This is a genomic window from Mesorhizobium sp. M1D.F.Ca.ET.231.01.1.1 (assembly GCF_003999155.2).
In the GTDB taxonomy this organism is placed as follows: Bacteria; Pseudomonadota; Alphaproteobacteria; order Rhizobiales; family Rhizobiaceae; genus Mesorhizobium.
The window spans coordinates 85,712-106,453 of the sequence record NZ_RZOZ02000003.1; the positions used below are offsets into that span (position 1 = coordinate 85,712).

Annotated in this window: 20 protein-coding genes; 9 read left to right on the forward strand and 11 right to left on the reverse strand. The window is 63.9% G+C overall.

What is annotated here, in order from left to right; genetic code table 11:
• The first annotated feature begins 24 nt into the window (after window positions 1-24).
• The 6 genes from EN874_RS09890 (at window position 25) to EN874_RS09915 (ending at window position 5,857) form a co-directional block, all read left to right on the forward strand.
• Window positions 25-177, forward strand: coding sequence for a lasso peptide (locus tag EN874_RS09890; RefSeq protein WP_127424617.1), 153 nt, complete (start codon window positions 25-27; stop codon window positions 175-177).
• Between the two features lie 156 nt (window positions 178-333).
• A complete protein-coding gene (locus EN874_RS09895) occupies window positions 334-633 on the forward strand; it encodes a PqqD family protein (RefSeq protein WP_127424618.1) in 300 nt (99 codons plus the stop codon).
• Window positions 617-1,054 (forward strand): lasso peptide biosynthesis B2 protein, encoded by a 438-nt coding sequence (locus tag EN874_RS09900; RefSeq protein ID WP_127424619.1) that lies wholly within the window; start codon window positions 617-619, stop codon window positions 1,052-1,054. Before EN874_RS09895 ends, EN874_RS09900 begins: the two co-directional genes overlap by 17 nt.
• Window positions 1,051-2,970 carry a lasso peptide isopeptide bond-forming cyclase gene (locus EN874_RS09905; protein WP_127424620.1) on the forward strand — a complete coding sequence of 640 codons (1,920 nt, stop codon included), beginning with the start codon at window positions 1,051-1,053 and terminating at the stop codon, window positions 2,968-2,970. Before EN874_RS09900 ends, EN874_RS09905 begins: the two co-directional genes overlap by 4 nt.
• Window positions 2,967-3,959: a serine kinase gene (locus tag EN874_RS09910; protein ID WP_245513539.1), complete on the forward strand. Its 993-nt coding sequence runs from the start codon at window positions 2,967-2,969 to the stop codon at window positions 3,957-3,959. The genes EN874_RS09905 and EN874_RS09910 overlap by 4 nt, the downstream gene beginning before the upstream one ends.
• A gap of 5 nt (window positions 3,960-3,964) precedes the next feature.
• Complete coding sequence (locus tag EN874_RS09915; RefSeq protein ID WP_127424621.1) at window positions 3,965-5,857, forward strand: ABC transporter ATP-binding protein; 1,893 nt, start codon at window positions 3,965-3,967, stop codon at window positions 5,855-5,857.
• Here EN874_RS09915 and EN874_RS09920 read toward each other — a convergent pair.
• Window positions 5,828-6,094 carry an exopolysaccharide production repressor protein gene (locus tag EN874_RS09920; RefSeq protein ID WP_127424622.1) on the reverse strand — a complete coding sequence of 89 codons (267 nt, stop codon included), beginning with the start codon at window positions 6,092-6,094 and terminating at the stop codon, window positions 5,828-5,830. The two genes, EN874_RS09915 and EN874_RS09920, sit on opposite strands and share 30 nt — an antisense overlap.
• A gap of 608 nt (window positions 6,095-6,702) precedes the next feature.
• On the opposite strand from EN874_RS09920, the gene EN874_RS09925 reads away from it, so the two are divergent.
• From EN874_RS09925 to EN874_RS09935, 3 genes are all read left to right on the forward strand, one after another.
• Window positions 6,703-7,380: a sugar transferase gene (locus EN874_RS09925; protein WP_126086252.1), complete on the forward strand. Its 678-nt coding sequence runs from the start codon at window positions 6,703-6,705 to the stop codon at window positions 7,378-7,380.
• Window positions 7,381-7,535: 155 nt separating this feature from the next.
• Complete coding sequence (locus EN874_RS09930) at window positions 7,536-8,726, forward strand: polysaccharide biosynthesis/export family protein (protein ID WP_127425019.1); 1,191 nt, start codon at window positions 7,536-7,538, stop codon at window positions 8,724-8,726.
• Window positions 8,727-8,845: 119 nt separating this feature from the next.
• On the forward strand, window positions 8,846-9,940 hold the full coding sequence (locus EN874_RS09935; protein WP_127424623.1) for an acyltransferase: 1,095 nt from the start codon (window positions 8,846-8,848) through the stop codon (window positions 9,938-9,940).
• Between the two features lie 429 nt (window positions 9,941-10,369).
• Here EN874_RS09935 and EN874_RS09940 read toward each other — a convergent pair whose 3' ends face one another.
• The 10 genes from EN874_RS09940 to EN874_RS09985 form a co-directional block, all read right to left on the reverse strand.
• Entirely contained in the window at window positions 10,370-11,647 is a 1,278-nt protein-coding gene (locus EN874_RS09940; RefSeq protein WP_127424624.1) for an O-antigen ligase, read from the reverse strand.
• Between the two features lie 101 nt (window positions 11,648-11,748).
• Window positions 11,749-12,456, reverse strand: coding sequence for a hypothetical protein (locus EN874_RS33670; protein WP_168247446.1), 708 nt, complete (start codon window positions 12,454-12,456; stop codon window positions 11,749-11,751).
• A 52-nt stretch (window positions 12,457-12,508) separates the two neighbouring features.
• Window positions 12,509-13,507: a glycosyltransferase family 10 gene (locus EN874_RS09950; protein ID WP_127424625.1), complete on the reverse strand. Its 999-nt coding sequence runs from the start codon at window positions 13,505-13,507 to the stop codon at window positions 12,509-12,511.
• Between the two features lie 89 nt (window positions 13,508-13,596).
• Window positions 13,597-14,178: a DUF1349 domain-containing protein gene (locus tag EN874_RS09955; RefSeq protein ID WP_127424626.1), complete on the reverse strand. Its 582-nt coding sequence runs from the start codon at window positions 14,176-14,178 to the stop codon at window positions 13,597-13,599.
• 12 nt (window positions 14,179-14,190) lie between these two features.
• On the reverse strand, window positions 14,191-15,630 hold the full coding sequence (locus EN874_RS09960) for an aldehyde dehydrogenase family protein (protein ID WP_127424627.1): 1,440 nt from the start codon (window positions 15,628-15,630) through the stop codon (window positions 14,191-14,193).
• A 208-nt stretch (window positions 15,631-15,838) separates the two neighbouring features.
• The gene (locus EN874_RS09965; protein WP_127424628.1) at window positions 15,839-16,324 is read right to left on the reverse strand and encodes a hypothetical protein; all 486 of its coding nucleotides are present in this window, start codon (window positions 16,322-16,324) and stop codon (window positions 15,839-15,841) included.
• Between the two features lie 72 nt (window positions 16,325-16,396).
• Window positions 16,397-17,464, reverse strand: coding sequence for a sn-glycerol-3-phosphate ABC transporter ATP-binding protein UgpC (gene ugpC / locus EN874_RS09970; protein WP_127424629.1), 1,068 nt, complete (start codon window positions 17,462-17,464; stop codon window positions 16,397-16,399).
• 3 nt (window positions 17,465-17,467) lie between these two features.
• The gene (locus tag EN874_RS09975) at window positions 17,468-18,316 is read right to left on the reverse strand and encodes a carbohydrate ABC transporter permease (protein ID WP_127424630.1); all 849 of its coding nucleotides are present in this window, start codon (window positions 18,314-18,316) and stop codon (window positions 17,468-17,470) included.
• The gene (locus tag EN874_RS09980; protein ID WP_127424631.1) at window positions 18,316-19,239 is read right to left on the reverse strand and encodes a sugar ABC transporter permease; all 924 of its coding nucleotides are present in this window, start codon (window positions 19,237-19,239) and stop codon (window positions 18,316-18,318) included. Before EN874_RS09980 ends, EN874_RS09975 begins: the two co-directional genes overlap by 1 nt.
• A 222-nt stretch (window positions 19,240-19,461) precedes the next feature.
• The gene (locus EN874_RS09985) at window positions 19,462-20,739 is read right to left on the reverse strand and encodes a sugar ABC transporter substrate-binding protein (RefSeq protein WP_127424632.1); all 1,278 of its coding nucleotides are present in this window, start codon (window positions 20,737-20,739) and stop codon (window positions 19,462-19,464) included.
• Window positions 20,740-20,742 lie beyond the last annotated feature (3 nt).

Here is a 20,742-nt window from a genome sequence, read left to right on the forward strand (position 1 = left end):
TCCAGTCCTCAGTTGGAGAGTAAAATGGAACAGAATGTTGAGAAGCACGAGTACGAGACCCCCAGCCTGACGGTTCACGGTTCGATCGAAACGATCACGCAGGGTGCCTCCGGCACGACGGCGCTGGACGCGGCATTTCCCGCGCACACACCCGTCGGCGAGCTCACCTTCTCCTGAGCTGGCAGGCGCTTGGAGTTGTCGCGGTTGGGGCTCCGGGCGTTGTCTTTTGAACAGTGGGCCGGGGGCTCGTATCCCCCGGCTTCCTGGCCGGGCAATCGCAGGCAACCGATCCCGATCCAGGGCGCGCGTGGCGTTCGACAATGAGGTTTTAGGATGCACTGGAACCCATCTGACCATGACCGCGTGGTCGCGACTGGCGATGCCGTGGCTTGCGAATTCGGCAAGGGACTGGCGCTGCTCCATCTCAAATCCAACGTCTACTACAGCCTGAACGGCGTTGGCGCCTATATCTGGGAGCTGATCCAGGAGCCGCGACCGATCCTCGACGTAAGAAGCGCGGTGTGCGCGCGCTATGATGTCGATGCCGAACGCTGCAAAGCCGATGTCGAGGGCCTGCTCAAGGGACTGATCGAAGCCGGGCTTGCGAGGCTCCACCATGAGGAAATGGCCTAGGGTCCTCTCGCTGAGCGGCCCGGAGGTGCTGTTTCTGGCACGCTGCCTGGCAGTGGTCGGCGCCGTGCGGCTGGGGCTGACACTCTCCTCCTACAACCGCGTGCGCTCTCTGGTGACCCGGCTCGAGGCGAGGAATGACGCTGGTATCGCCGATCTGCGGCGCGTCGCATGGGGCGTTGCCGCCGCCGCCCGGTTCGTGCCCGGCGCCAGCTGCCTCACCCAGGCCCTTGCCGGACAATATCTGCTTGCCCGCCAGGGCAATGCTTCCAGGATCCGCATCGGCATCGAGCGCGACACCGGCGCGGAGCTCAAGGCGCATGCCTGGCTGGTCAGCGGCAACCACATCGTGCTCGGCGGCTCGATCAACGGCTTCGCCCATCTCGTCGATCACGTCTCATCGATCCCTGGCAATAGGCCATGAGCGGCGTCGCCGGAATTCTGCTGAGACAAGACGGCAGGCCCGCAGCGGCAGCCGACATCCAGCAGATGCTTTCGCGCATGCGCCACCGGGCCCGCGACGGCAGCTCGTGGTGGGTAGACGGAAGCGCGGCACTTGGCCATGCCTGGCTCGACACGACGGGCGAGGACGGCCCCGGCCCGCTGACGATGGACGGCGGCAAGCTCGCCATCACGGCCGATTGCCGGTTGGACAACCGCGACGAGCTTCTGGCGCGGCTCGGCATACGCGACCGGTCGGTCGCCGACGCGATGCTCCTGATGCACGCCTATCTTAAATGGGGCGAGGCCTGCCCGACCTATCTGCAAGGCGATTTCGCCTTCGCGATCTGGGATGCCGAGCGCCGGGCGCTGCTTTGCGTGCGCGACCATTTCGGCGTCAAGCCGTTCTACTATCACTCGACCACGAGGCGCTTCGCGTTCGCCTCCGAGATCGGCCCCCTGCTTACGCTGGATGGCATCGGCAGGAATCTCAGCGAGCATCAGATTTCCGGCTTCCTCGCCGGCCTGCCGGACGATCCGCAATCCACCCTCTACGCGGAGATCTTCCGCCTGCCGGCCCGCCACATCCTGAAGGTGACGGACAGCCAGGTGACGCTCCGCCGCTACTGGCAAATCGAGCCTTCGCCAAAGCCGCTTCGCTCGGATGCGGCCGAGGAATTCAGGCATATATTTTCCCAGTCGGTGCAGAGCCGGATGCGCGGCACGCCGTCCGTCGGCGCCATGCTGAGCGGCGGCCTCGATTCGTCCTCGATCGCCTGCGTGGCCGGACTTCAAGCCGCGGCGGCGCGGATGCCGAAGCTCAAAACCTTCTCGCTGGTCTTCGGGAAGGGTTCGTCGATGGACGAGCAGCCCTTCATTGATGCGGTGCTTGACAGATATGCGCTGGACGGCACGCTGATTGCCATCGGGGACTATGCGCCCTTTGCCGAGTTTGAGCGCATTCTGGAGGAACAGCAAGGGACTTTCCTGGCGCCCGGCCTGTCCTTGACACGCAGCATCTATCGCACAGCGAGCGCCAACGGCGTCAAAGTGCTTCTCGATGGCCATGGCGGCGACGAGGTCGTATCGCAAGGCTATGGTTACCTACATGAGCTCGCCCATGGCGGCAGATGGCTGGAGCTGTGGCGCGAGTTGCACGGCGCCGCCAACACTTATGGCGAGGGAATGCTGTCGCTGTACTTCAAGTTCCTCACCGCCTACGGGCCGGCCTGGCGGATTGCCAGGATGAGAGCGCTGGCCAAACGCTTCCTCGGCAAACTGCGGCGCGGACCGCTGCACGCGCCGCGCGCGGCCTGGGCGGGACTGGTCAATCCGGAGCTTGCCAGGCGCACCGACCTTGCCGAACGTTTCCACCGCGCCGGCTATATGCCCGCCAATGTCAGCACCAGCGAAGCGCTGACGCATCGCTGGCTTCTGTCCAACGGACTGGTGCCGCACGCCTTCGAGGTTCTCGACAAGGCAGCCGCCAATTTCGGCATCGAGCCGCGCTATCCGTTCTGGGACAAGCCGCTGGTCGAGTTCTGCCTGGCATTGCCGGGCGCGGAAAAACTGCACAACGGCTTCGGCCGCCATGTGCTGCGCCGGGCGATGGAAGGCGTGCTGCCGCCGGCGGTGCAATGGCGGCGGGACAAGATCGATTTCACCGCCAACCTGGTCAAAGGCATGATCGGCAACCATCGCGATCTCCTGGACAAACTGCTGGTGTCGGACGGCGGCTTGATCGCCCCCTATGTCAATCTGCCCGAGGTGAACGCCGTCTATGCCCGCATGCTGCGGCGGCCCGAGCAGGCGACGCTGCCCGATGTCCAGCATGTCTGGCGTTCGGTCTCGCTGTCACTGTGGCTGCGGCAGGTCCAGCAGAATGGAAGCCCTGCATGAACCCTCCGGTCGCTTCTCTTGCCGCGAGGCCCGGCTCTGCCTTCGAAGCGGCCACCCGAAACGCACGTGTCCGTCGCTTCTACAAGGCGTACGGCCTGACGATCGGGTCCGAAGTGGTTTTGCCGGAGCTGGAACCGACCGCGCCGGCAACACCGGACATCGAGATCGCTGTCGGGCCGATCGATTTTCCGGAGGCCGTTTCGCCAAACGCCACGGCCTTTCGTTTCGAGCCGACACGCCAACATCTGTCCTGGCAAGCCGTCGGCACCTTCCTGATCAGCGATGCTTCCAGGATCGACGTCGATCCGGCGCCGGGCATCGACGATCCGCTGCTCGCCTTCCCGCTCCTGGGTCCGGTGCTGGCGCTCACCCTGCATCAGCGCCGTCTGCTCGTCCTGCACGCCAGCGCCGTCGCCATGGGCGGCCAAAGCGTGATCTTCATGGGTGACAAGGGCGCCGGCAAGTCGACCACGGCGGCCGCGATGATCCGCGCCGGTCATCTCCTCCTTACCGACGATGTCGTGGCGCTGGACCTGTCCGATCCTTCACGGCCGATGATCCTGCCGGGTTTTCCGCAGCTCAAGCTTGCAGCGGATGCCGCCGACGCCATCCGGATCGGACAAGCGGAGGTGCGGCCGCAGGTGCATCCGGAGATCGAGAAGGCGCAACATCGCCTGCAAGCCGGATTTTCCGGCGAAGCCGTGCCGGCAGCCCGGATCTATGTGCTGGAGCGCGGCGAGCGTGCGGCGATTGCGCCGCTGCCGGGCGCCGGCGCCCTGCCGGCGATAATCAAGTTCTCCTACGTCACCCGGTTCGGCCGGCAGGCTCTGGTCGGCGATTTCGCGTCCACGCATCTCGGCCAATGCGCGCACCTCGCCGCCCGGGTCGGCGCCAGCCGGCTCGCAGTGCCGGCAGGTCTGGAGCGCATCGATGAGGCCGTCGCCCTGATCGAGCGCGATCTGGCCGCCGGCGCGCAAGCAAGGTGGTGAGAGGCATGGCCTGGTCCGCAAAACTCCGCCTGCCGCTTTGGCGCGATGTCGCCGGTTTCGGCGGCGTGATGGCGCATATCGGCGGGCAGCGCACGCTGACGGCGCTGGTTTTCCTGATCCTCGGAAGTCTGACCGAAGGCCTCTCGATCCTGCTTTTGATCCCGCTCCTGCATCTGATCGGCAATGCCGACCAGGATTTCGCCGTGCGGGTTCCGGGCGCCCTGCGCTGGCTGGTGCCCGGCGGTACGCTGTCGCTGGCGACGGTGCTCTGCCTGCTCGTCGCCCTGGTGGCGCTGCAGGCGATGTTCAACCGCTTCAAGTCGCTCTACATGGCGCGGCTGCTTTACGACTTCGTCAACCGCGTGCGCATGAACCTGTTCGAGAGCATCGGCAAGGCGCGCTGGAGCGTCTTCACCCGCATGCGCAGCTCCGATCTCGACCACGCGCTGACCGGCGACATCGACAGGGTACAGGCGGCGGCCTTCTCGCTGCTGATGCTCGCCCAGACGGCGCTGCTGCTTGCCGGCTACCTCGTGGTGTCGCTGTTCATCTCGCCGGTGATGACATCCTTCGCCATCCTCATCGGCGTGATCCTGTTCGTTGCGCTGCAGCCCTTCCGTGCGCGCGCCACCGCCTATGGCCGCGTGCTGACCGCCAGCCGCCAGGAGCAGTACCGCACGGTTTCGGAGTTCCTTGGCGGCATCAAGGTGGCCAAGAGCCTGAACGTGGAGGCCAGCTATTTCGCGCAGCTCCGCGCGACGCTCGAAAAGATGAAGGCGGACAACGTCGCCTATGTCCGCAACAGCACCATCGGCACCGCGCTGTTCCAGGTGGCGAGCGTCATCGGCCTCAGCCTGTTCATCTACGTCGCGCTGGTGCGCTTCCATCTGTCGCTTGCGGAAATCGTCGTGCTGCTTTTGGTCTTCATGCGGGTCGCGCCGCGTTTCATGGACATGCAGGTGCAGGCGCAGCAGGTGCTGATCAACCTGCCGGCCTACACCGCCATGCAGGCCCTGCAGGCGCGCTTCGACGCCGAGCGCGAGACGGAGCCGGGGGATGCGGCGCAGAACGCAAGGCTGTCGCTCGACAGCGGCGTCAACATCCGCGATGTCTCGCTCGCCTATGGCGACGGCAACCCGGTGGTGAGCGGCATTACCTTCGGCCTTCCTGCCGGCAAGGTGACGGCGCTGATCGGCCCGTCCGGCTCGGGCAAGAGCACGATCGCCGACGTGCTGCTTGGGCTGCTCGAGCCGACAGAGGGCAGGGTCCTGGCAGACGGCGTCGAGATCACCGCCGGGAACCGCAGGGCCTGGCGCGACCAGGTGGCCTACGTGCCGCAGGATGTGTTCCTGCTGCATGACACGATCGCCGCCAATCTGCGCCTTGCCGCCCCGCAGGCCGGTGACGAGGCGCTTTGGGCGGCGCTGCGCAAAGCCCATGTGGCCGACTTCGTCGAGCGGCTCGACCGGCGGCTGGAAACGGTGGTGGGCGACCGCGGCGCCCGGCTCTCGGGCGGCGAACGCCAGCGAATCGCACTGGCACGGGCGCTGTTGCGCAAGCCCTCGCTGCTCATCCTCGACGAGGCGACGAGCGCGCTCGACTGGCAGAATCAGTCTCTGATCGCCCAATCGATCGAGGAACTGCGCGGCCAGATGACCATTCTCACCATCGCGCACCGGCCATCGATGATCGCTTTCGCCGACTGGGTCGTGGCCATCGAGAACGGGCGTATCGTCGAGGTCGGGCAATATCAGCGGCTGAAGGCAAAGTCGGGCAGCCGTCTGGCCAGGATGCTCTCCGGCGAAGGGGCCGATCCGGGAATCGCGCAACCGGCGGACAACGCGCCGGTTCGGGGCCCGACTGGAAGATCAGCGGACGCTGCCGCGCCTGGCGGTTAGCTTTTCGCCCTCGGCCACCTTGACCCCGCGGTCGGCTTCTCGGGCCCTGTCGGCGGGCAGCGGCCGGCTCCTGGCAATCATGGCGAAGACCAGAAGGAAATAACCCAGCTGAATGATGACCGCGCAAAGCACGGCACGCACGACGATGGTGCCAAGCGACGCGCCGTCGAAGTAAGACCAGCCGACGACGATCGCGAGCGCGAATATCATCCCGACGATGAATTTTGGCAAAGACATGCTCGTCGTCCCGTCAACCGGCACGAACGCGCAAAAGCACTGACTTACCCACCCGCGTAACTCCCCGTTCCGCCAAAGAGCTATTTTCTGGCTGCCCAATTCGGCCGGTTGCTTCCGGCCTTTCTGACCCATCCAGACTATGACAGAAACAGTTTGCGACTCTATTAAGGCGAGACCTTCGCAGCAAGGCCAATCGCAGGAGATTTCCAATGGTTTTGCGGGATCGACTCTACCATGCTGCGACGCACACTCCGGCATGGCCACCTATTCACCATAATGGAATCCCTGACAATAGAACCCAAAACATTAATTAGTATTTTAGGCGAAGAACTTACCGCAGCGAGTGATTCTGACGCTCTGCAACCGGCGTTCGTCTGCAGCAAAGAATGCACTGCCCAAAAACAGCCCAAAAGCGGCACTACATTTCCCGAAAATTCTCTCACCTTGTCATAAACAAGCCACAAAGCCGAAAATTTGGGCACGGCAGGTTTATTATTTGGTCAATTCATGACGCGAACATTTCACGCGAATGGGAAATTGTGTGTTGCGCTGCAGCATTTTTTTGATATCGTGCCGTAAACCATCCGTTCAACGTATGGAGCTTCTGAATGAGGGACGTCGCCAAGTCGGCCAACGCGGGTTTTTCGCACGCCGGCATTGATTTTCCACCCCCCATCGGCGGTCTGCTCAAACGCAGTTTCGATATCGTCGGTTCTCTGGCGGGTCTGATTCTGCTCAGCCCGCTCTTCCTGATGGTCGCCCTGCTGGTCAAGCTTTCCGACCGCGGTCCGATCTTCTACGGCCATAAGCGAATCGGTCGCGGCGGCAGGATCTTCGCCTGCCTCAAATTCCGCACCATGGTTCAGGATGGCGAGAAGGTGCTCGCCGCGCATCTGGCCTCCAATCCGGACGCCGCCGCCGAATGGGCCGCGACGCGCAAGCTGAAGAGCGACCCGCGCGTGACGCGCGTCGGCCAGGTGTTACGGAAGCTCAGCCTCGACGAGCTGCCGCAGATCATCAACATCCTGCAGGGCGACATGAGCCTGGTCGGGCCGCGCCCGGTCGTACGCGACGAGCTCGAAATCTACGGCAGCGCCGCCGTCTACTATCTGAAGTCGCGCCCCGGTCTCACCGGGCTGTGGCAGGTAAGCGGACGCAACGACGTGTCCTACGACACGCGCGTCGCTTTCGATCGCCATTATGTCGAGAACTGGTCGATGGTCGAGGACATTCGCATCATTGTGAAGACCGTGCCTGCCGTGTGGATGTCGCGCGGCAGCTATTGACCGACGGGCCTGCCCCGCCGAACTCGGGGCAGGCGTCCGGCAATGATCTCATCGGGCGGATGGGGCCAACGCGGATCGGAAACGTTCATTTGAAAAAACACCCCTTCGGACTCCTTTTCCGGGCGCCCAGCCGCTTTGCGGCCGCGGCGCTTGTGATGTGTCTTGCGACGCCGCAGATGGCGATGGCCGAAGACTATCGACTCGGCCCCCAGGACAAGCTCAACATCCGCGTCGCCGAGTGGCAGACGGTCGACGGCACGTTCCGCGACTGGTCGGCCATCAATGGCGACTATTCGGTCGGCCCCGCCGGCACGCTCTCGGTGCCCTTCGTCGGCGAGATGCAGGCTGCCGGCAAGACGACGTCGGAGGTCGCGGCGGCGATCGGGCTCGCGCTGCAGCGCAAGCTGGCGCTGCCCGACAAGCCCGAAGCCTCGGTCGAAATGGCGCAGTTCCGGCCATTCTACATTTCGGGCGAAGTGCAGAATCCCGGCCAGTTTCCCTATGTGCCCGACCTGACGGTGCTGAAAGCAGTCAGCATCGCCGGCGGCATTCGGCGCAGCGCCGACTACGGCCCTCAGCTCGGCAAGGACCTCGTCACCGCCAAGGGCAGTTTCGACATCTATGACGACCAGCGCCTGCGGCTGATCGTCAAGCGCGCCCGCATCGACGCGGAACTGGCCGGCAAAGAGAGCTTCGAGGTGCCGAAAGAGGTGGAGAGCGACCCGCGCGTGCAGGCGATTGCCTCTGACGAAACGCAGATTCTCACAGCCGACCAGAAGGCGCTGAAGTTGAAGCTGGACGCGCTCGACGACCTGAAGGGTGTCCTGCAGGGCGAAATCGAATCGCTGCAGAAGAAGATCGGCAACCAGCAGCAGCAGGTCGACCTGGCGCAGCAGCAGCTCACCAGCATCGGTCCACTGGCGCAGAAGGGCCTGGTCGCCAATGCGCGGCTGCTCGATTCGAAGCAGTCGGTGGCCGATCTGCAGGGCAAGATCCTGGACTATGAAACGGCTATCCTCACCGCCAAGCAGTCGATCAGCAAGGCCGAGCAGGACGCCATCGACGCCCGCAATACGCTCAACTCCAACCTGGCCGCCAGCCGGCAGCAGACCGAAGCGGATCTCAACGAAGCGACGCTGAGGACAGCCATGCAGAAGGGCCTGATCGCCCAGGCGTCAGACCCCGCGACGATGGCTTCCATCACCGGCAGCGAGGAACCGACCCTGCTCTACTCGCTGCTGCGCGTTGCCAATGGCAAGACCAGCGAGGTCCAGGCCAAGGAAGACACGCCGGTGCTGCCGGGCGACGTGATCAAGGTCAAGCTGGCGCCGATGGCCAGCCAATAGCGCCGTCCGCATAGGGCTTGCTCGGCAGGGCCTGCGTCATGGAGGCGGGAGGAACTTGTCAGGCTCGTTCGCGCCAAGGCGCGGGCGAGCGATCTGTCTGGACCGCTTGAAGGCATAGAATGCAGCCCGCCGCTCCGCGTCACGTCTACCTCAACCTCGACGCCATTCGCGGCGTGGCCGCGATCAGCGTGATGCTCTATCATTTCTCGCCGTTCCTGGCCGACGGCAAGGTGCTGCCTTCGAGCTATCTCGCGGTCGACCTGTTCTTCCTGCTCAGCGGCTTCGTCATAGCCCACGCTTACGACCGCAAGATCGAGAACGGCATGGGCTTCGGCACGTTCGTGGCCATTCGCCTGATCCGGCTTTATCCGCTCTATCTCGCCGGCACGCTGCTCGGCTTCTTCTACCTGCTGGTCAAGAACAGGCTGATGCCGGCCGAATACATGCCGCTGTCCGAGATCGGCATGCAGCTGACGACCGGCATGTTCTTCATTCCGCTGGTCGGCGAGGCCTACCATACGATCTTTCCGCTCAATCCTGCTTCGTGGTCGCTGTTCTTCGAGCTTGTCGTCAACATCGCCTATGTCGCCGTCTTCTTCCTCATGTCACGGCGCGTGCTGACGGCGCTGATCGCCGTCAGCCTCGCGCTGCTGATCGTCGCCTCCGTTGTCATCGGCACGCTCGATTTCGGCATGACCGGCAAGACCATCATCAGCGGGCTGCCGCGCGTATCGTTCTCCTTCTTCCTGGGCGTGCTCTTGTGCCGGTCGATGGCCGGTTACCAGGGCAGTCTCGGCTTCCTGCGGCGCGGCTGGTGGGTCGAGGCCGCGATCCTGCTCACGCTCGCCGTCTTCGCCATCGCGCCGGCGGGCGCTGCCGGGCGCGTCGCCTATGACCTCGCCTGCCTCGCCGTCGTCTTCCCGATCATGGTGGTGACCGGCGCCGTTGCGCCGACCGCGCCGCGACTGGCTGGCTTCTATGGCTGGCTGGGGCGGATCTCCTACCCGATCTACATCATCCACACGCCGATGCTGATGATCATTGCCGGAGCCGGCAAGGCGGTGTCGGTCGACCCGTTCTCGCACCATCCCTGGTTCGGCATTCTGATGGCCGTCGCGGTCATCGTCATCGCCGACATAGCCACCCGCATTTATGACGAGCCGGTGCGCCGCTTCCTGCAGCGGCAAATGCAGCGCTCGCGGGCCGTGGCTTAGACTGGTTTACACACCAGCCAGAGCAAGCCCAGGAAAAGTGCGTAGCGGTTTTCCGTCGGGAATTGCGCAAAAACAAATGCTTAGAGCGGATCACCGATTCGGTGAAAAGCTGAACCGCTCTCGGCCTCGCCATCCTTGGGTGTAGCGACGCAGAGCGCAGACCCAAGGATTGTGCCGCTACCTTGGCTTGAGGTGCAGCGGAGCGGAGTTCTGGACCGCTGGCGGAGCTTCGATGTAACGGCATAATCCCGGGGTCTGCGCCGCGTCGCTTCGCCTCGCTCCGCCCCAGGATGACGAAGACGAAGGCTTTGGCCCAATCTCCGACGCACTCCGCGTGTCTGCGCAAACACCATCCGAACCGCTGCTACCGGACTTTTTGCGCGACTACGCTGAGCCGTTCCGCGCCTCCGCTGTCGGAGACCGGTCGGGTCAGACCGGGGCCGGCATGTGGCCGGCGGCCGGCTTTTCATCCTGGGCCGGAACGGCAACCCGCCGTCGCCGGGCGACCGGGCTCAGCTTGAACAGGCCGTAATACACGATGAAGGAGGCCATGAAGTAAGGGCCGAGAATCTCGACCTCGAAGAAGGAGCGGATCAGCATCAGCCCGACGGCGCCGGCGAGGACCACCGAATCGGCGTTCCAGACGCCGAACACCACCTTCGATATATGGCCGTAGAAGGCGCGCAGGATGACAAATGCCAGCATGGCGACGCCGACGGAGCCGATCTCGACCAAGGTCTCGATATAAGTGTTGTGGAAGTGGAAGCCGGTGCGGGTGGTGATGTAGAATTCCGCCCACAAACGTTCCGGATCGGCGAAACCCTGCACCCAATAGGCGGCATAGCCGTAGCCGAGCAGCGGATGCAGTTGCGCCGCCTCCCAGCCCTGCTGCCAGAGATAGGTGCGGCCGGTCAGCGTCGAATCCTTGCCGAAGATGCCGAGCACGACGTCCAGCAGGCCAAGGTTCAGCGCGGCCACGACGCCGCCCACCAGGGCGCCGCCGCCCACCACGAACAGCACGCGGCGGTAGCGCCGCGACAGGACCCTGCTCATGGTGAGCAAGATGACGATGCCGAGCACCGCCGGCAGCGAGGCGACCGATGTCGCCGAATGTGCGATCGCCAGCATGTATGCCGACATCAGGATGATCGGCGCGGTCCATAAGAAGCTCAGCCAGTTGCGCCGGTAGAACATCAGGAAGACGACGGACAAGAAGATGCCGAGCGACGAGAAGAAACCGACCTGGTTCTTCGAGGCGAAGGCGCCGACGAAATTGAAGGTGCCGTCGATGATGTCGAGTGCGTAAGCGTTGACTTTCAATGAATAGAGCAGGACGAAGAAGATGCCGATCAACGAGCCCAGCACCAGCGTCCGCACGCTGATGGTGCGCGCCGCGATGTAGGCGCAGACGATGTGCGAGGAATATTGCACCGCCGCACGCGCGCTGGTGCCGGCAGCCTGCGACCAGAAGACAGACAGGCAGACATAAGCCGCGAAGAGCATCGGCAGCCAGGCGTATGAGAGCTTCCAGGTGAAGCGCCTGTAGTCGACGAAGAGCAGCGGCAGCCAGACCGCGTAGTAGGCAAGGATCAGGATTTGGCCGAAACTGCTCGAATAGGCGAAGGCAAAGACGGAAACCGCAACGGCAAAGGCGCCGTAGGCCTTGTTAGCCTCAGGATCGAGCAGAATGGATTTCGGAATCTTCATGCCGGATTTTTTGTCCGTGAGCCTTGGAGCGTTCAGCGTGTGGTAGCCGGCCCAAAGCCGACGTGTCGCCCGGCCGGATGCATTGTGCACTGCAGCATAACCTATCGCCCAATCGCCTGCGGCTCAACCGCAAATGTTGTCTCGGGCAGAAGGGACGGCCGCCGGAGGCTTGTTGCATAGCGAAAAGGCCGGAATGGGGCGGCGGCGCAGCCTAAACGCGTCACCCGAGCCGCAGATTGTTCCTGCAATTCGGCATCGGATGGAAATCTGGAGCATTCCAGGAAACCTGTGCAACCGGTTTTCCGTCCGGAGTTGCATAGAAACAAATAGTTAGAGCAGCCCGCCGTTTCCGTGAGACGGTGAACCGCTCCAGACTTCGGACCGGCGCTGATCTGAGGAATTTCGGCAATGCCACGGCGGCCGCCGCGTTCGGCCCGGTTTGTCTTGTTTCGGTCGTGCCACCGACCGGCGAAGCGCAACCTGTCGGCGCGGACATCCGCCTGGTTCAGCTGACCAATGAGAGCGAGCGGCGCGCGCCGTCGCTTGGCTGGCGAAGGATCCGAGGCGAGAGCCGGATACCGCTTCCAGCGCTGGCGCGCCTCAAGGCGCTGGTGCGGGACTTCCGCCCGGACACGATCGTCGTCGAAGGCATTGCGCTGTTCAAACTTCTCGCTCCCTTGCGACCGACCGTCCGGCAACTCATTCTCGGCATGCACAATGTCGAATCGGACCTTGCCGATCAGTTGCCGCGCAGGAAGATCTGGCCACCGTTTGCCTCCGGCGTCAGACCACGCCACGGCCGCCTTCAACCTGTGATCGGACAGCCCAAGCCGGTCGAATGCGAGCCGGGTGAGCGCCCTCTCAGAACGGCCGGCCGCGCCGGGCAGCCCTCCAGCGTCGCAAGCGGGTCCGCAGGAACGCTCGAGCGCCAAACGGCAGGGATGGCCTGCCCGTCACCCGGCCCGTGCCGTGCTGGAGACGTTGACCGACGAGTTGAGCGAGCCGGCAGCGCAACGGCGTCTCGATCTCGCCAAGTCGCTCCGCCAACCGATCGGGCAGCGGCCGTGATCGCCAGGCCAGATAGGCTTCATAGGCCGGCGGTGTTTCGATGAGATGGCGAAGGTAGGCCGCCAGCTCTGCCGGTGTGCGGAAGGACGCGGCGTCGATGTAGGAATTGTCGGGGACGAATTCGGCGGCGTTGGGCGCGCCGAGATAGACCGGCACAGTCCCGGCCTCCAGCGGATCAAACATCTTCTCGGTGACGTAGTCCGGTGCGATCGAATTCTCGAGCGCCAGACAGAAAGGATAACGGCCGATGGTCTCGAGCTTGGTTTGCCGGCCGAGGTCCGTACCCTCGATATGCCTGTTGGGATTGAACTTGCCGTAGCGATCGAGGCCGATGCTCCGTGACAGTTCCTCGATAAGAGCGGCGCGTCCACTTCGATTGATATCGGAGGACTGAAAATGCACCGCCGCCGTGGTCCCAGTCTTGGGCAGGATCGGCGCGTTGCTCGCGGCTTCCCACCAGCCGGCGTCCGGAAGGTACGGCGTCCAGACGTCCGATCCGGATTCGTAGGTCATCGTGATGTCGAAGTTCCGCATGAAGGCGGCATCGGCCATGCATGGATAGTTCACAACGCTTTCGATCGACCACGCCACCCAAAGCTGGCCGGGATATTTGCGGGCGTCGCCGATCTCGCGAGAATTCGGCAGATGGAAGACCACGGCGTCGGCCTCCGAGAGCCGCCTGCGGTCGTTGGTCCACTCGGCCGGAACGGCACAGGCCGGCGCAGCCGCGATGTCAGCCGGCTTGTCGAAGACGCGCGTGTAGAACAGGATGAGCGGTGCTTTCGACGGCATCGGCCCCCTTCCGCCCAGTCGATCCTTTTGTTCTTATGCTTCGATGGGCAATCGGGAAAGGGGTAGGCGGTTTGTCCACAACCCCGATATCAGTCGTGCAATTTCCTGGAAATCGGCGGACCGATCGTGAAGCCGGAGAACATCACCTCGAAGCCTTCGCGCTGCGGCGAGCAGCACATCATGCCGACATCGACGGTCCTGGAGGTCGGGAACCAGGCCAGCCGCACCGGTTTCCAACGGCCGTCCGCGGCATCCCGATACTGAATGCGGATCGCCTCGGCGTGGCGGGTGAGACGGATCCGCACGCCGTCCGGGTCCGCGAGAATGGCGACCAGCGACCAGTCGGACCTGTCGTTGGTGACGACGACGGAAAAATAGGCGAGGCCATCCGTGTATTCGATCCCGGCCTTGATCCAGTGCGTTTCGCTCAGGCGCAGCATCAGCCCGGCCTGATCGTAAAGCACCTTGTACTCACCCTTGACGGTGACCTCGGCGCTGAAGTCCCCCCCGACCGGCTGGTAGAGGAAGTGGCCGTTGTCGCGCCGGAAGCCGTAGAAGGTTTCGCGCCAGAAATCGGTCTCCTTGCTGGTGCGGACATGGAGCGTCCCGTCGCCGAACACATGGTGCGGCGGCGGGTTGAGCCAGGTCATTCCGGCAAGGTCGGACGTCATCGACCCTGCCCGTCAGCCGGCAAACGTATAGGCCGTCTTCACGGTGGTGTAGAACTCCATGGCATAGCGCCCCTGCTCGCGCGGACCGTAGCTCGAGCCCTTGCGGCCGCCGAACGGCACGTGGAAGTCGACGCCCGCCGTCGGCAGGTTGACCATCACCATGCCGGCCTCGGAATTGCGCTTGAAATGCGTCGCGTGCTTCAGGCTCGTCGTGCAGATGCCGGACGTCAGGCCGAACGGCGTGTCGTTGGCCACAGCCAGCGCCTCGTCATAATCCTTGACGCGTATGACGTTGGCGACCGGACCGAAGATTTCTTCGCGCGAGATGCGCATGGCATTGGTGGCGCCGGTAAACAGCGCCGGCCTCAGATAGAAGCCGGGCGTCCCACGCTCCAGCCGCTCGCCGCCGAAGGCGAGCTCGGCGCCTTCCTGGCGGCCGATGGCGATATAGTCCTCGTCCTGCTTCAGCTGGGTCTGGTCGACGACGGGACCGATCTGCGTCTTGGCGTCCAGCGCGTCACCGATGACCAACCTGTCCAGGCGATCCCTCATCGCATCGACGAAGCGGTCGTGGATGCCATCGGTGACGATCAGGCGCGAGGACGCCGTGCAGCGCTGTCCGGTGGAGAAATAGGCGCCGTTGACGGCACAGTCGACGGCCGTGCCAAGGTCCGCGTCGTCAAGCACGACGAGCGGGTTCTTGCCGCCCATCTCGAGCTGGAGCTTGCGCATATGCTCCACGCTAGCCGCGGCGACGCGCTTTCCCGTGCCGACCGAACCGGTGAAGGAAATGGCGTTGACGTCCGGGCTGTCGAGCATGGCCTGGCCGACCACCGAGCCCTTGCCCATGACGAGGTTCAACACGCCCTTGGGCAGGCCGGCGCGATGCAGGATATCGACGATTGTCCAGGCGCTTTCGGGAACCAGTTCCGCCGGCTTGAAGACGATCGTGTTGCCGTAGGCGAGCGCAGGCGCAATCTTCCAGGCGGGGATGGCGATGGGGAAATTCCACGGCGTGATGATGCCGACGACGCCGACCCCTTCGCGCGTCATCTCGACACCGACGCCCGGTCGCACGCTCGGCACCAGCTCGCCCGACAGGCGCAGCGTCTCGCCGGCGAAGAAATCGAAGATCTGCGCCGCCCGGATGGTCTCGCCGACGCCCTCGGCCAGCGTCTTGCCTTCCTCGCGTGCGAGAGACCGGCCGATCTCGTCCTTGCGCGCCATGATCTCGTCGGAGGTCTTCTTCAGCACGGCGTGGCGTGCCAGCGGCCCGGAGCGCGACCAGGCCGGAAAGGCCGCCTTGGCGGCGGCGATGGCCTGTTTTGCTTCCTCCGGCCCGGCCGAGGCGTATTCGCCGACGACGTCATTGGTGTTCGAGGGGTTGATGTTGCGCGAGCCGGCCTCGCCCAGCCACTCGCCGTCGATCAGGTTCTTGCGGAGCACGGTCATCTTCATTCCTTCGATATTGGCTTATTTGTTCGAGATTGGCTTGTTTGTTCGAGATTGGCTGGGGCGGCAAGCGCCGGTCATTTGTCAGACAAATGATATACGCATTGTCTACCGAAAGGTCTACCCGGGCGCTTTCGATAAAGGTAGGCACGCGGCGGTGGAAGTCCATCGAGCCCGTCCGCGACCACCTGTCACGATGTGGTGGGCCTCAGACGGAGAACGACCAGAACAGGCAGGCGAGCGTTGCCGCGGCGAAGATGACGAAGAACAGGCTTCTGAGCAGGATGTTGCGGCGAAGCTCGTTCATGGCGAGATGCGCGGCGACGATCGCCGCGACAAAGAGGAAGCGCCAGTTGAGAAGCGCCCAGATCACGTCGTGCTGACCGAAGGCCCACCGGGCGAGAAGCGAACCGACGATCGTTGCGAACAGCATGATCGTCGCCCAGAAGATGGCGTCGGCCGCATGGGTGAGGACAATGCCGGCGGCGCGGATGGGCAGGATCATCATCAGCAGCGCGCTGAAGAAATAGATGGCGGCGACGGCGAGGAAGGATCCCGCGTCGGCGATGCCGTCAAGACGCTTCACGCCGAAGGCGCCCTGGGGATAGCCGTGCCTGGCGACCGCGAGGGAGAACGCCATCAGCAAGGCGCTCAGGATCGTGACCAATGCGAATGTGCCGAGGGCCTTGCTCATGCCGTTCCTTGCCCGAGACGAATCAACGGGAACGATTTTAGCCTACCAGCAAGCCTCGCATCGACCCGGCAGCTAGGCTATCCGGTCGCCGCTCTTCGGATCGAACAGATGCAACGAGGCCGGATCGGCGGCGAGGCGGATGGCATCGCCCGGCCGCACATCACTGCGGCCCATGACGAAGACGCAGATCTGCTGGTTGGCGAACCGGACATAGAACTGCGTCGACAGGCCGAGCGGCTCGACGACTTCGACCTCACCTTCTAGCGCGCCGTCGTCGGCGAGCCTGATGTGCTCGGGCCGGAGCCCAATGGTGAGCGCATCGCCGTCCTTCAAAGGCAGGCCGTCCGGCAGCCGCAACTTCTGGCCGTCGGCGAGCACCGCATCCACCTTGCCGGCCTTGGCTACCTTCGCCGGCAAAAAGTTCATGCCGGGAGAGCCGATGAAGCCGGCGACGAAAGTGTTGGCCGGGCGGTCGTAGAGCTCCAGCGGATGGCCGACCTGCTGCACATAGCCGTCGTGCATGACGACGATGCGGTCGGCCATGGTCATCGCTTCCACCTGATCATGCGTGACATAGACCGATGTGGTCTTGAGCTGCTGATGCAGCGCCTTGATCTCGGCCCGCATATGGACGCGCAGCTTGGCGTCGAGGTTGGACAGCGGCTCGTCGAACAGGAACACTTTCGGGTCGCGCACGATGGCGCGGCCCATGGCGACGCGCTGGCGCTGACCGCCGGAGAGCTGGCGCGGCAGGCGGCCGAGGAAGCTTTCCAGGCCGAGCCGCTTGGCGGCGGCGCCGACCCTGCCGTCGATCGTCGTCTTCTCGGCCTTCTTCAGCATCAGGCTGAAGCCCATGTTGGAGGAGACGTCCATATGCGGGTAGAGCGCGTAGGACTGGAACACCATGGCGATGTCGCGGTCCTTCGGCGCAACGTCGTTGACAAGCCGCTCGCCGATGCGGATCTCGCCGCCGGTGACCTCTTCCAGCCCGGCGATCATGCGCAGCAGCGTGGACTTGCCGCAGCCGGACGGGCCGACCAGCACGACGAACTCGCCGTCGGTGATCTCGAGGTCGACGCCGTGCAGGATGCGCAGCGAGCCATAGTCCTTCTCGACATGTTGCAGCGTGACGGAAGCCATGGATTATCCTTTGACCGCGCCGGCGGTGAGGCCGGTGACGAGATAGCGTTGCAGGAAGGCGAAGAAGACGCAGACCGGGATCAGCGCCAGGATGGAGGCGGCCATCATCTGCCCCCAGTCCACCGCGAACTTGCCGATGAAGGTGAGCAGCCCGACGGCGAAGGTCTTCTGCGCGTCGCTGGAAATCAGCATCAGCGCGAACAGCAATTCGCTCCAGGCGGCGGTGAAGACGAAGCCGAGCGTGGCCCCCATGCCCGGCAAGGTGAGCGGCACGATCACCCGGCGCATGGCCTGGGCGCGCGTGCAGCCGTCGATCATCGCCGCCTCCTCCAGGTCCTTCGGAATGCCGTCGAAGAAGGACTGCATCAGGAAGGTGGCGAAGGCGGTGTTGAAGGCCGTGTAGATGATGATCAGCCCGGTCAGGCTGTTGGTCAGGCCGAGATTGCCCATGATGCGGTAGATTGGCGGGATGACCATGACCAGCGGGAAGGTCTGGGTCAGCAGCAGCAGGATGGCTAACGTCGCCTTGCCGCGGAACGCGAAGCGCGACATCGCATAGCCGGCAAGCGTGGCGATGACGGTGACGAGCGCCGCCGTCGACACCGAGACGATGACGCTGTTCAGAAAATAGCGCGGGAAATCGGAGGCCTCCAGCACGGTGACGAAGTTCTTAAACGTCATCTCGGACGGCCAGAAGGTGATGCCTTCGGAATAGAGTAGATGCTCGGGCGTCACCGAGATCTTCAGCGTCCAGAAGATCGGGAACAGTGCAAAGATCACGTAAGCCGCGATCGCCGCGTAGAGGCCGACGCCGCCGGCGATGCGCGAGGAGGTGGAGCGACCGGCGATCATCAGACATGCCTCACGAGCGTGCGGCGGATGGCGATCAGCCCGATGGCGTAGGCGATCAGCAGCACCAAGAGCAGCACCGCGACCGCCGATGCGTAGCCCTTGTCGAGCGACTTGAAGGCGCTGACATAGATGTAGACCGGCACCGTGCTGGTCGAGCCTGCCGGCCCGCCTTCGGTCATGACAAAGATCAGATCGGCGAAGGTGGCGATCCAGATGGTACGCAGCATCACGGTGATGACGATGGTCGGTGCCAGGAACGGCAGCGTCACCTTGGTGAAGCGCTGCCACGGCGAAGCACCGTCGATGGCGGCGGCCTCATGCAGCTCTGAGGGGATAGACTTCAGCGCCGCCAGCAGCGTGATGGCGAAGAAGGGTATGCCGAACCAGATGTTGGCGACGATCGGCCCCCACATGGCGGTGGCGGGATCGGAGAGCACATTGGTCGGCTCGGCCTTCAGGCCAAGGGCATAGAGCCAATGCGGCAGCGGCCCGATGATCGGGTTGAACAGCCAGGCCCAGGTAAGGCCCGAGAGAAAGGACGGCACCGCCCAGGGCAGGAACACAACGGCCTGCACGACCTTGCGGCCATAGAACGGCTTGTCGAGCAGCAGCGCCAGGCCAAGCCCGAGGAAGAACTGGAAGAACAGGCTGGCGACGGTCCACCAGAGCGTGTTGATCAGCGCCTGGCCGAGCACGGCGTCGGAAAACATCGCCTGGTACTGGCCGAGGCCGACATACTCCGACTTGAAGGCTGAGAATTTGCGAAACGAATAGCTGATGCCGATGACCAGCGGCACCAGCAGCACCACGACCAGCAGGACGATAGCCGGCGAAAGATAGAGCCAGGGCTCGATCGCGGCCTTGCTCAGCCGCTTCTTGCGCGGCCGGGCGGCGGATCGGATTTCGGACACTGCGTAGGTCATACGGTGCTCGCGGTGGTGGGTGGAGGCGGCATTGGCGACAGCGCCCTTCTCCCCGTTTACGGGGAGAAGATGCCGGTTCACCCTCCGTAGCAGCGGCGCAGCTGCTGCGAAGGAGGGCAGGCAGATGAGGGGCGGAGCCAATCTCGCAGAATTCGGCGCTGCCCCTCATCCGTCACTTCATGACACCTTCTCCCCGCAAGCGGGGAGAAGGCAAAGAAGGCGTCACTTCTTGTTCTTGGCCAGCCAGGCCTGCTGCTCCTTGGTCAGGAACGCCGCCCATTCGTCGGCCACCTGCTTGGCCGGCTTCTGGCCGAGCAGCACTTCCTGGAAGTTCTTGATCGCCACCTGGTCGACGAAGTTGCCGAGGTTCTCCAGATGGGTCGGCGGCGTCACCATTTCATATTTGGAGCTGTCGCTGAGCTCGGTGAACCAGCCCTTGAACTGCTCGGTCTTGAAATGGGCGTCCTGGTCGGCGCCGTTGTGGATCGGGACGACGCCGACTTCCTTGGCCCATTCCAGATTGTCCTTGGGCGACAAGAGCGTCGCCATGAGCTTCCAGGCCTCGTCCTTGTGCTGGGAGTTGGCGAACATCGCCCAGCCGGCATAGCCCAGCGTCGGATAGGACTTGCCGCTCGGGCCAACGGGGAGCGGCGCGACGGCAAAGTCGTCGGCGCTCATCTTGTCGGCGATGCCGAGCAATGCGTCGGGATCCTGGTTGAGCATGGCGCAGGTGCCGGAATAGAAGCCGGTCACCGTCTCGTTGAAGCCCCAGCTCACGGCATCCTTCGGCGCCAAGCCCTTCTTGTACATGTCGGCCAGCATCTGCAGGCCCTTGACAGAGCCCTCGTCGTTGATGGTCGAGGTGCCGTCCTCGGTGAAATAGCCGCCCTTGCCGTCGGCGATGTTCATGAACATGTGCATGCCGTTGAAGGCGCCGGGGCCGCCGCGCAGGCAGTAGCCGTATTTGCCGGGAATGGCCGAGATCTTCTTCGAGAATTCCACGAACTCGTCCAGCGTTGCCGGCGGCCGGTCGAGACCGGCTTCCTTGAACAGCTTCTTGTTCCAGAACAGCGCGTTCACATAGTAGCCGTAAGGGATCATGAACTGGGTGTTGTTGACGGTCGAGCCGAACTGCTTGGCGCGGTCGCCCAGCGTCTTGGCGTCGTCCCACTTGGCCATGTAGGGGCCAAGATCCTCGAGCTGGCCGTTATTGGCGTAGAGGCCCATCCAGCGTTCCGGCATCTCGACGACGTCGGGCGTGTCGCCGGCCTGCACCATTGTGAGGAATTTTTCGAAGGCCTGGCCCCAGGGCAACGAGACCAGCTCGACCTTGATGCCGGGATTGGCTGCCTCGAACTCGGCGAGCTGCTTCTTCAGGAATTCGGTGCGCGGCGGGCTGGTGATGACCTCGACCATCTTGACGGTGGTGTCGGCCAGCGCGGTTCCGGCGGAAATCGCCAGGCCGGCAACGGCGGCAAGCATGATTGTCAGTCTTCTCATGTT